General features: G+C 41.5%; 10 protein-coding genes and 1 pseudogene. 8 read left to right on the forward strand and 3 right to left on the reverse strand.

From position 1 onward, the window contains the following. Window positions 1–12: 12 nt before the first annotated feature. From HT715_RS05300 to HT715_RS05310, 3 genes are all read right to left on the reverse strand, one after another. Complete coding sequence (locus tag HT715_RS05300) at window positions 13–465, reverse strand: NUDIX hydrolase (RefSeq protein ID WP_050971398.1); 453 nt, start codon at window positions 463–465, stop codon at window positions 13–15. A 128-nt stretch (window positions 466–593) separates the two neighbouring features. Then, window positions 594–2,852 (reverse strand): ATP-dependent Clp protease ATP-binding subunit, encoded by a 2,259-nt coding sequence (locus tag HT715_RS05305; protein WP_138706518.1) that lies wholly within the window; start codon window positions 2,850–2,852, stop codon window positions 594–596. A gap of 229 nt (window positions 2,853–3,081) precedes the next feature. Then, window positions 3,082–3,312 carry a DUF1797 family protein gene (locus tag HT715_RS05310; RefSeq protein WP_000443574.1) on the reverse strand — a complete coding sequence of 77 codons (231 nt, stop codon included), beginning with the start codon at window positions 3,310–3,312 and terminating at the stop codon, window positions 3,082–3,084. A gap of 190 nt (window positions 3,313–3,502) precedes the next feature. Here HT715_RS05310 and HT715_RS05315 point away from each other — a divergent pair, with 190 nt between their 5' ends. The 8 genes and pseudogenes from HT715_RS05315 (at window position 3,503) to HT715_RS05350 (ending at window position 10,503) form a co-directional block, all read left to right on the forward strand. Then, on the forward strand, window positions 3,503–4,186 hold the full coding sequence (locus HT715_RS05315; RefSeq protein WP_031222958.1) for an amino acid ABC transporter permease: 684 nt from the start codon (window positions 3,503–3,505) through the stop codon (window positions 4,184–4,186). Next, window positions 4,186–4,920, forward strand: coding sequence for an amino acid ABC transporter ATP-binding protein (locus HT715_RS05320; RefSeq protein ID WP_138701228.1), 735 nt, complete (start codon window positions 4,186–4,188; stop codon window positions 4,918–4,920). The genes HT715_RS05315 and HT715_RS05320 overlap by 1 nt, the downstream gene beginning before the upstream one ends. A gap of 153 nt (window positions 4,921–5,073) precedes the next feature. Continuing rightward, entirely contained in the window at window positions 5,074–5,931 is an 858-nt protein-coding gene (locus HT715_RS05325; RefSeq protein WP_171040600.1) for a bifunctional methylenetetrahydrofolate dehydrogenase/methenyltetrahydrofolate cyclohydrolase, read from the forward strand. A gap of 140 nt (window positions 5,932–6,071) precedes the next feature. Beyond that, window positions 6,072–6,944, forward strand: coding sequence for an NAD(P)H-hydrate dehydratase (locus HT715_RS05330; protein ID WP_172922849.1), 873 nt, complete (start codon window positions 6,072–6,074; stop codon window positions 6,942–6,944). 281 nt (window positions 6,945–7,225) lie between these two features. Next, on the forward strand, window positions 7,226–7,909 hold the full coding sequence (gene rpiA / locus HT715_RS05335; protein ID WP_000429299.1) for a ribose-5-phosphate isomerase RpiA: 684 nt from the start codon (window positions 7,226–7,228) through the stop codon (window positions 7,907–7,909). A 13-nt stretch (window positions 7,910–7,922) separates the two neighbouring features. Then, window positions 7,923–9,134 carry a phosphopentomutase gene (locus HT715_RS05340; protein ID WP_172922850.1) on the forward strand — a complete coding sequence of 404 codons (1,212 nt, stop codon included), beginning with the start codon at window positions 7,923–7,925 and terminating at the stop codon, window positions 9,132–9,134. A 1-nt stretch (window position 9,135) separates the two neighbouring features. Further along, window positions 9,136–9,697 (forward strand): annotated as a pseudogene (locus HT715_RS05345) (DUF1697 domain-containing protein). Further along, window positions 9,694–10,503, forward strand: coding sequence for a purine-nucleoside phosphorylase (locus HT715_RS05350; protein ID WP_172922851.1), 810 nt, complete (start codon window positions 9,694–9,696; stop codon window positions 10,501–10,503). The pseudogene HT715_RS05345 and the gene HT715_RS05350 overlap by 4 nt, the downstream one beginning before the upstream one ends. Window positions 10,504–10,767: the final 264 nt, after the last annotated feature.

Here is a 10,767-nt window from a genome sequence, read left to right on the forward strand (position 1 = left end):
TTTCGAAGAGTATTAGTCAATCTTATGCTGTTTTTTCCAAGATTGGATGGCCCATTTATGGCTACCACGTTTAAGATTTTGGATAGCCTCGTCAATAGGGAACCAGGCAATATGATTAAAGTCTTCTAGTGGATTTTGCACTTCTTTGAAAGAAGTCGCTTCATAGAGGTGGGCAGGATTGTAGTAGTAGGTATCACGATGACGAGAGTAGAAGTATTCATCAGCCTGTCCATAATAGGTACCAATTTCAGCTGTGAAACCAAGCTCTTCAATCAATTCACGCTTTAGGGCTTCCTGATGATTTTCACCTGCTTCAATTTCGCCACCTGGTAGGAACCAAGCGCCATTAGGTGCTTGAACAAGAACAATTTGTTTTTGTTTAGCGTCAGGGATAACTGCATACACTCCATAGCGTGCAACATAGTCTGTATTTGCTTTTTTTTCTCCGAAAGTTGGGTTTGCCATTGCATTTTCCTCATTATCTAGTATCTTTATTATTATCATAATGGACAAAGGCAGAGCTGTCAAGAACTTATAGTTATTTTAGTAAAAAGAGCAGAAAATTTTCATTTTCTACTCCTTTTCTATAGGATTTATACTTCTTTTTCATAAGTTTTTACTTCAACTTTTTTGGCAGACTTAATTTGAATGTTTCCCTTGCTAGTCAGAACTGCTTTGAGGTCTTTTTCGCTTGGATTTTCAAGGTAGTAGTCAGTGATTGCGTCCTCAATATAGTCTTGAATAGTCCGACGAAGTGGGCGTGCTCCCATTTTTGGATCATAACCTAGGTCAACCAGCTTTTCCTTGACCTTGTCAGTTACATCCAAATGAATGTTGTTGCTAGAGAGGCGCTTGTTAACATCTGCTAGCATGAGCTCGACAATCTGAAGGAGATTATCCTTGCTGAGAGCCTTAAATTCGATAATGCCATCAAAACGGTTCATAAACTCTGGGCTAAAGAAGTTGCCGAGTTCACCGAGAACAGAGTTGGTACGTCCTTCTCTAGTAGCCCCAAATCCAACGTTGGCTTCAGACTTACCTGTACCTGCATTTGAGGTCATGATAATGATGGCATCCTTGAAGCTAACGGTCCGTCCTTGCCCATCTGTCAAACGACCATCGTCCAAGACTTGTAGAAACATGTGCATAACATCTGGGTGAGCTTTTTCCACTTCATCGAGAAGGATGAGAGAATATGGATTGCGGCGAACTTTTTCAGTTAATTGACCAGCCTCATCATAGCCAACATAACCTGGAGGAGCGCCGACCAACTTAGCCACACTGTGTTTTTCCATGTATTCACTCATATCAAAGCGAATCATACTATCAGCAGAACCAAAGAGTTCGATAGCTAATTGTTTGGAAAGTTCTGTCTTACCGACCCCAGTTGGTCCGACAAAGAGGAAGCTTCCAATTGGACGGTTAGGCGTACCAAGACCGACACGATTACGGCGAATAGCCTTAGCAATCTTATCGACTGCATCATCTTGGCCAATAATATGAGACTTGAGATCTTCGGCTAGATGGATGAGTTGAGATTGTTCTTTCTCTTTTAAATCACCAACAGGGATGTTGGTTTTCTGCTCAATAATATGCTCAATGGTTTTTTCACTGATGATTGGAGTATCCTGGTCTGTGACCTTTTTCTTTTGCATTTCCTTATATTTGGCAATCTGGTCACGGAAGTAGGCGGCTTTTTCAAAATCTTCTTCTCGTGTAGCTTGAGACTTGAGATTTTCAGCCTCAATCAAGCGCTGATCAATGACTTTAGGGTCTACAAAATTCAAGGTCAAATTCATCTTAGAACCAGCTTCATCTAGGAGGTCAATGGCCTTGTCAGGTAAGAAGCGATCTTGGATGTAACGATTGGAAAGAGTTGCAGCTGCTTCAATTGCAGCATCGGTATATTGAACGTGGTGGTAGTCTTCGTATTTCTTTTGAATCCCTTTGAGGATAGTGATTGTTTCTTCCACCGTTGGTTCATCAACCTTGACAGGCTGCATACGACGCTCGAGGGCAGCATCCTTTTCAATGATACGGTATTCATTGAGGGTAGTAGCGCCGACCAGTTGCAGTTCCCCACGAGCAAGGGCTGGCTTGAGGATATTTCCTGCGTCCATATTACCATCACTCGCAGAACCAGCACCGACAATTTCATGGATTTCATCGATAAAGAGGATGATGTCCTCACGTTTGCGAATTTCTTCCATGAGTTTTTGCATGCGTTCTTCAAATTGTCCACGGATCCCCGTTCCTTGCACCAAGCTAACCACATCCAGACGGATGACTTGTTTACCTTGGAGTTTATGTGGAACATCGCCATCAACGATTTTCTGAGCTAGACCTTCGACAACGGCCGTTTTTCCGACACCCGGTTCACCGATAAGAACAGGATTATTCTTGGTTCTACGATTGAGAATCTCGATGACACGGATAATCTCATTGTCGCGCCCAATAACGGGGTCAATGTCTCCACGACGGGCAATCTCAGTTACGTTGATACCAAATTCTTCCAGCAGGCCTTTTTCTTGGCTTGCTGGTGGAGTTTGAGCAGAACCACGATTTTGGGAACCATAACCGCCGTTTCCACCGTAACCTCCACCTGATTGGGTTGGGGGAATAGGAGGAGTATTGCTAGAAGGTCTGAAATTGTTTAGGTCATTGAAAAAATCACCAAAGGGATCGAAGTCACGATTGTTCAGATCCGTCATACCTTTGAAGAGGCTATTGTTAGGATCTGTTTTGATAATCTTGTAGCAGTTTTGACAGAGGTCAATTTGTTTTTGTTTTCCATTGAGATTGGTGTAAAGATGAATTGTTGAGTCGTTGATTTTACAGTTTTGACAAAGCATACATCTACCTCATTTCTTTCTTTATCCTGATCTGTTTAAAGGTCAAAAATAGTCAAATTCCTATACTCTCATTATAACAGGATTGGGGTGTAAAGCAAGTAAAAAGATTGCAGCTTTGAAAAGTTGTTACAATGAAAATTTTTGTGAATTTGGACTATAAAAAAATCCTATTTGTGAGACAAAAAGGATTTTGGTTAGACATGCAGGGACAATCCCAGCTTGTTTTAGATTAGTAGAGAAGTTCGTAAATCTCCATTGCAATTAAGTCAATGCTATCAAACGTATACGTTTCGCGAGCTTCTACGTCACGAAGGGTAAAGATTGAGCCGTTTTCTTCGTCGTGGCTGTACGCAACTTCTGCAACAACAACTCCTTCACGTTCAAAATTACGTTTTAAATTTCCGCCATCGTTTGCCATTGCTTCAAGGCGGTTGATGATTCTAACCAAATGTGATTCCATTTTGATTCTCCTTCATTTCTTATCGTTACTATTTTACCATAAAGGAGGCCAACTTGACTAGAAAAAAACTAAGATTTCTCGCTAATTCTGCTAGTTTAAAGATTTTTAAATAAATTGGATAAAAGATTTGAATTTTAATTCAATATACGTTATAATCATACAGTATTCTATTTTAGAAAGCAGTGTGACTATGAATTTTTCTTTTTTACCTAAGTATTTACCTTATTTTAACTATGGGGCTGTTGTGACGGTTCTTATTTCTATCTGTGTTGTCATTTTGGGAACCATTTTGGGGGTTGTCTTGGCTTTTGGGCAACGTTCAAAGTTTAAACCGCTTGTTTGGCTGGCCAACTTGTACGTTTGGATTTTCCGTGGGACACCGATGATGGTTCAGATTATGATTACCTTTGCTCTTATGCACATCAATGCTCCGACTATTCAGGTTGGGATTTTGGGTGTTGATCTTTCTCGTCTGATTCCAGGGATTTTGATTATTTCTATGAACAGTGGTGCTTATGTTTCTGAGACTGTTCGTGCTGGGATTAATGCGGTTCCTAAGGGGCAGTTAGAGGCGGCCTATTCTTTAGGGATTCGTCCTAAAAATGCGATGCGTTATGTGATTTTGCCACAAGCAATCAAAAATATCTTGCCAGCATTGGGGAACGAATTTATCACCATTATCAAGGACAGCTCCCTCTTATCAGCTATTGGGGTCATGGAGTTGTGGAATGGGGCTACAACAGTTTCTACAACAACCTATCTACCTTTAACACCACTTTTATTTGCAGCATTTTACTACTTGATTATGACCTCTATTCTGACAGTAGCCTTGAAAGCTTTTGAAAAACATATGGGACAAGGAGATAAGAAATAATGACAGAAATCTTGATAAAAATTGAAAATTTACATAAATCTTTTGGAAAGAATGAAGTATTGAAGGGCATCAACCTCGAGATTAAAAGAGGAGAAGTTGTCGTTATCATCGGTCCTTCAGGGAGCGGGAAATCTACCTTGCTTCGCTCTATGAATTTGTTGGAAGAAGCAACTAAAGGAAAGGTTATCTTTGAGGGAGTCGATATTACGGACAAGAAGAATGACCTCTTTGCCATGCGTGAGAAGATGGGCATGGTTTTCCAACAATTTAATCTCTTTCCTAATATGACTGTGATGGAAAATATTACCTTGTCACCTATCAAGACCAAAGGTGAAAGCAAGGCAGTTGCTGAGAAGAGAGCTCAAGAGCTGTTGGAAAAAGTTGGTTTGCCGGATAAGGCAGACGCTTATCCACAGAGTTTGTCAGGTGGGCAGCAGCAACGGATTGCTATCGCGCGTGGGTTGGCTATGGAACCAGATGTTTTACTCTTTGACGAGCCAACTTCAGCCTTGGATCCTGAAATGGTGGGTGAGGTATTGGCTGTTATGCAAGATCTAGCCAAATCAGGAATGACCATGGTTATCGTAACACATGAAATGGGATTTGCCCGTGAGGTGGCAGATCATGTCATCTTTATGGCAGACGGTGTGGTTGTTGAAGACGGAATACCTGAACAGATTTTTGAACAAACCCAAGAACAACGGACTAAAGACTTCTTGAGTAAGGTTTTATAATCTATTTTAAAATTTCAAGACAAGATTAGTGAAAAGCTCAACCAGAGCTTTTTCTTATAGTTTGAAACTATAGGATAGCCTAGGAAATAAGTGTTAGGGGGTGCAGGCAGTTTTTGCTATAATGGAAGATATTTGAAAGAAAAGAGAATTGATATGACACAGATCATTGATGGGAAAGCTTTAGCGGTCAAATTGCAGGGGCAATTGGCTGAAAAGACTGCAAAATTAAAGGAAGAAACAGGTCTAGTACCTGGTTTGGTAGTGATTTTGGTTGGGGATAATCCAGCCAGCCAAGTCTACGTTCGCAACAAGGAGAGGTCAGCTCTTGCGGCTGGTTTCCGTAGCGAAGTAGTGCGAGTTCCAGAGACCATTACTCAAGAGGAATTGTTAGACCTGATTGCTAAATACAATCAGGATCCAGCTTGGCATGGGATTTTGGTTCAGTTGCCATTACCAAAACATATCGATGAAGAGGCGGTTCTATTGTCTATTGATCCAGAAAAGGATGTGGATGGGTTCCATCCCTTAAACATGGGGCGTCTCTGGTCTGGTCATCCAGTCATGATTCCATCAACACCTGCAGGGATTATGGAAATGTTCCATGAATATGGGATTGATTTGGAAGGTAAAAATGCGGTCGTCATCGGTCGTTCAAACATTGTTGGAAAACCCATGGCCCAGCTTCTTTTGTCCAAGAATGCAACAGTAACCTTGACCCATTCACGCACCCATAATCTTGCCAAGGTGGCTGCTAAAGCAGATATTCTGGTGGTCGCAATCGGTCGTGCTAAGTTTGTGACTGCTGACTTTGTCAAACCAGGTGCGGTTGTCATTGATGTCGGTATGAACCGCGATGAAAATGGCAAGCTCTGTGGAGATGTTGACTATGAGGCAGTTGCCCCACTTGCTAGCCACATCACACCAGTTCCTGGAGGTGTAGGCCCTATGACCATTACCATGCTAATGGAGCAAACTTATCAGGCGGCAGTTCGGACATTGGATAGAAAATAAGAGAAAAATCGCTGAAGAGAGTGTATTTTCTATAGCTATATCTGAAATGGCAGAAATGAGTATTAAATTTTAGATATAAGATTACAAAAGGAGGTCTGCGCCTCCTTTTTGTTGTATAATAAAAGCGAGAGGAAAAAACGATGAAAGTGATTGATCAAACTTTACTAGAAAAAGTTATTATTGAACGTTCTCGTACAAGTCATAAAGGAGACCATGGTCGTCTGCTGCTGCTTGGTGGCACTTATCCTTATGGAGGTGCTATCATTATGGCTGCACTAGCTGCTGTTAAGAGTGGTGCAGGATTGGTGACCGTTGGAACGGACAGGGAAAATATTCCAGCTCTGCACAGCCATTTACCTGAGGCTATGGCATTTTCTCTTCAAGACAAGCAATTGTTAAAAGAGCAGTTGGAGAAGGCAGAAGTTGTCTTGCTGGGACCTGGTTTAGGAGACGATGCTTTTGGAGAAGATCTAGTCAAACAGGTCTTTGCTAGCTTAAAACAGAATCAGATTTTGATTGTAGATGGTGGTGCCCTGACCATTCTTGCTAGGACAAGTTTGTCGTTTCCGTCTAACCAGCTTATCCTAACTCCCCACCAAAAAGAATGGGAAAAGCTGTCTGGTATTGCTATTGAAAAGCAAAAGGAAGATGCAACAGCTAGTGCCCTGACTTCATTTCCTCAAGGAACAATTTTGGTAGAGAAAGGTCCAGCTACTCGTATTTGGCAAGCTGGTCAATCTGATTATTACCAGTTACAGGTCGGCGGTCCCTATCAGGCGACTGGGGGGATGGGAGATACTCTTGCTGGAATGATTGCAGGATTTGCAGGCCAATTCCGACAGGCCAGTCTCTACGAATGTGTGACGGTAGCGACCCATCTTCATTCAGCTATTGCCCAAGAACTAGCTCAAGAACAGTATGTGGTTTTGCCAACGGAGATTAGTAATTGTATTCCTAAAGTAATGAAAATTATTTGTCAACAAGAGAGGGTAAGCAAAGATAAACTTGTTTAAAATAGATAGATAAACCCACTTCCTTCTCTTAATTTATGATTCTTGAAATGCGCCTGCTTTAATGCTAAACTAGACGTATCAAAGTTAAGGTCTTGTTTTTGGAACTGGAAAGAGATGAACAAAGCAAATACATAAAAGATAAACTCATTTTTATTCGTTTGATAAAAAGAAAATGCATATTTTCAAAGAAAGATTGATGAAAAATGTAAATTTGATCTTTTCACTTGAATAAAAAGCGATTTCATAGTAAAATAAGAACTGAGAATGATGGAGGTAAATCGGTGGAAAATCTGAAGAAAATGGCAGGTATCAAGGCTGCTGAGTTCGTGAGCGATGGAATGGTCGTTGGACTTGGAACAGGCTCGACTGCCTATTATTTTGTCGAAGAAATCGGTCGTCGTATCAAGGAAGAAGGATTGCAGATTACAGCTGTAACAACTTCTAGTGTGACCACTAAACAGGCGGAAGGCCTTAATATCCCGCTCAAGTCTATTGACCAAGTAGACTTTGTCGATGTGACGGTTGATGGCGCGGATGAAGTGGATAGTCAGTTTAATGGAATCAAAGGCGGTGGTGGTGCCCTTCTCATGGAAAAGGTGGTCGCAACACCATCAAAAGAATACATTTGGGTGGTGGATGAAAGCAAGCTGGTCGAAAAACTAGGTGCTTTTAAATTGCCAGTAGAAGTGGTTCAGTATGGTGCAGAGCAGGTCTTTCGTCATTTTGAACGAGCTGGCTACAAACCAAGTTTCCGTGAAAAAGACGGCCAACGTTTTGTGACGGATATGCAGAATTTTATCATTGACCTCGCCTTGGATGTCATTGAAAATCCAATTGCTTTTGGACAAGAATTGGACCATGTCGTTGGTGTTGTGGAGCATGGTTTATTCAACCAAATGGTGGATAAGGTAATCGTTGCTGGACGAGATGGAGTTCAGATTTCAACTTCAAAAAAAGGAAAATAGAAGGGGGCATAAGATGTCTAAATTTAATCGTATTCATTTGGTGGTACTGGATTCTGTAGGAATCGGTGCAGCACCAGATGCTAATAACTTTGTCAATGCAGGGGTTCCAGATGGAGCTTCTGACACACTGGGACACATTTCAAAAACAGTTGGTTTGAATGTCCCAAACATGGCTAAAATAGGTCTTGGAAATATTCCTCGTGAAACTCCTCTTAAGACTGTAGCAGCTGAAAGCAATCCAACTGGATATGCAACAAAATTAGAGGAAGTATCTCTTGGTAAGGATACTATGACTGGACACTGGGAAATCATGGGACTCAACATTACTGAGCCTTTCGATACTTTCTGGAACGGATTCCCAGAAGAAATCCTGACAAAAATCGAAGAATTCTCAGGACGCAAGGTTATTCGTGAAGCCAACAAACCTTATTCAGGAACGGCTGTTATCGATGATTTTGGACCACGTCAGATGGAAACTGGAGAGTTGATTATCTATACTTCAGCTGATCCTGTTTTGCAAATTGCTGCCCACGAAGATATTATTCCTTTGGACGAATTGTACCGTATCTGTGAATACGCTCGTTCAATTACACTTGAGCGCCCTGCCCTTCTAGGTCGTATCATTGCTCGCCCTTATGTAGGTGAACCAGGTAACTTCACTCGTACGGCAAACCGTCGTGACTTGGCTGTATCTCCATTTGCCCCAACTGTTTTGGATAAATTGAATGAGGCTGGTATCGATACTTATGCTGTGGGTAAAATCAATGATATCTTTAACGGTGCTGGTATCAACCATGATATGGGTCACAACAAGTCAAACAGTCATGGAATAGATACACTATTGAAGACCATGAGCCTTGCTGAATTTGAAAAAGGATTCTCATTCACAAACTTGGTTGACTTTGATGCCCTTTACGGCCACCGTCGTAATGCTCACGGTTACCGTGATTGCTTGCATGAGTTTGATGAACGCTTACCTGAAATTATCGCAGCCATGCGAGAGAACGACCTTCTCTTGATTACTGCTGACCATGGAAATGACCCAACCTATGCAGGAACAGACCACACTCGCGAATATATTCCACTTTTGGCTTACAGTCCTGCCTTTAAAGGAAATGGTTTGATTCCAGTTGGACATTTTGCAGATATCTCAGCGACTGTTGCAGATAACTTTGGTGTTGAAACAGCTATGATCGGGGAAAGTTTCTTAGATAAATTGGTATAAGATGACGCGCTATGCTCTGCTGGTGAGAGGCATCAATGTTGGTGGCAAGAATAAGGTCGTCATGGCGGAGCTTCGTCAAGAACTGACAGAGTTGGGAATTGAAAAAGGTTGAAAGCTACATCAACAGTGGTAATATCTTCTTTACTTCTACAGACTCAAAAGTCAAATTGATTGAAAGGTTAGAGACTTTCTTTGGGACTCGTTATCCATTTATTCAGAGGTTTTCTTTACTGAGTCAAGAAGATTATGAAGACGAACTTGAGAGTCTACCAGCTTGGTGGAATGAAGACTTGGCAAGAAAAGACGTTCTCTTTTACACTGAGGGTTTGGATGTGGAGCAAGTCATCGAGAAAGTAGGCAGTTTGAAACTGGAAGATGAGGTGCTTCATTTTGGAAAACTTGGTATTTTCTGGGGGAAATTTTCTGAAGAAACCTACTCTAAAACTGCCTATCACAAGGATCTGCTCAAGATGCCTTTCTATCGCCACATTACTATTCGTAATGCTAAAACCTTTGACAAAATTGGTCAAATGCTAAAAAATAATAAAGGAGACACACAATGAGATTTTTAAACAAAATCAATGAAACAGCTGCTTTCCTGAAAGACAAGGGAATTCAAGCGCCTGAGTTCGGTCTAATCCTTGGATCAGGACTGGGAGAACTGGCAGAAGAAATCGAAAATCCAGTTGTAGTAGACTATGCTCAGATTCCAAACTGGGGCCGTTCAACAGTAGTTGGTCACGCTGGGAAATTGGTATATGGTGAACTGGCAGGTCGCAAGGTCTTGGCTCTTCAAGGTCGCTTCCATTTCTACGAAGGGAATCCTCTGGAAGTGGTGACTTTCCCAGTACGTGTCATGAAAGTTCTTGGATGTGAAGGTGTCATTGTAACCAATGCAGCTGGTGGTATTGGATATGGTCCTGGTACTTTGATGGCTATCTCAGACCATATCAATATGACGGGGCAAAATCCATTGATGGGTGAAAACTTGGATGACTTTGGTCCTCGTTTCCCAGATATGTCTAAGGCCTACACACCAGAATACCGTGCTACTGCCCATGAAGTGGCTAAAAAACTTGGTATCAAGCTTGATGAAGGTGTCTATATCGGTGTAACTGGTCCAACTTATGAAACACCGGCAGAAATTCGTGCCTATAAGACACTGGGAGCTGATGCAGTCGGTATGTCTACGGTTCCTGAAGTTATTGTAGCAGCCCATTCAGGTTTGAAAGTTCTAGGAATTTCATGTATTACTAACTTTGCGGCTGGTTTCCAAGAAGAACTCAATCACGAAGAAGTTGTAGAAGTAACCGAACGTGTCAAAGGTGACTTTAAAGGCTTGCTTAAAGCGATTCTTGCAGCATTGTAAGAAAAAAGATTTAAAAGGGAGAATGCCTCTTTCCTTTCATGGTTGACTATTCGGAACAAAGAAGAAACATCGGTATACCATGAGATCCTTCCTGCTCTTGTAACTGAAAGAGTCTGATAGTTAGCATTGTGAAAGACAAGAATCTAGGATGCTGGAATTAGCTTCCTAGCCAAGCAGACTAGTATGATAAGAAGAGATAAGAATGAATTTATACTCAATGAAAATCAAAGAGCAAACTAGGAAGTTAGCCGCAGGTTGCTCAAA

It is taken from the genome of Streptococcus sp. 4155, from assembly GCF_013276695.1.
In the GTDB taxonomy this organism is placed as follows: domain Bacteria; phylum Bacillota; class Bacilli; order Lactobacillales; family Streptococcaceae; genus Streptococcus; species Streptococcus pseudopneumoniae.